Origin of the sequence: Streptomyces poriticola (genome assembly GCF_036689765.1) — a bacterium.
Taxonomy (GTDB): Bacteria; Actinomycetota; Actinomycetes; order Streptomycetales; family Streptomycetaceae; genus Streptomyces; species Streptomyces poriticola.
Map to the genome: position 1 here is coordinate 1 of NZ_JBAGKH010000110.1, position 419 is coordinate 419.

Genomic DNA, 419 nt, shown 5'->3' on the forward strand with positions numbered 1-419 from the left:
GGCGCGGCGGACGAAGTGGTCGAAGTCGTCGAGGGTGCCCAGGTCGGGGTGGACGGTGTCGTGGCCGCCCTCGGGGGAGCCGATGGCCCAGGGGACGCCGACGTCGTCGGGGGTGGCGGTGAGGGTGTTGTTGCGGCCTTTGCGGTGGGTGGTGCCGATGGGGTGGACCGGGGGGAGGTAGACGACGTCGAAGCCCATGGCGGCGATGGCGGGCAGGCGCCGTGCGGCGGTGCGGAAGGTGCCGTGCGGCCGGTCGGGGGTGCCCTCGGAGCGGGGGAAGAACTCGTACCAGGAGCCGTACAGCGCGCGCTCGCGCTCGACCAGCAGGGGCAGCGGGTCGGAGGCGGTGACCAGCTCGCGCAGCGGGTGACGGGCCAGCACCGCGTCCACCTGCGGGGTCAGCGCCGCCGCCAGCCGGG

1 protein-coding gene is annotated in these 419 nt (G+C 75.4%); it reads right to left on the reverse strand.

Going from position 1 to position 419, the window contains the following annotated elements; genetic code table 11:
- A partial coding sequence (locus V5O46_RS31670; RefSeq protein ID WP_332888183.1) for a maltotransferase domain-containing protein occupies positions 1 to 419 on the reverse strand: 419 nt, incomplete at both ends.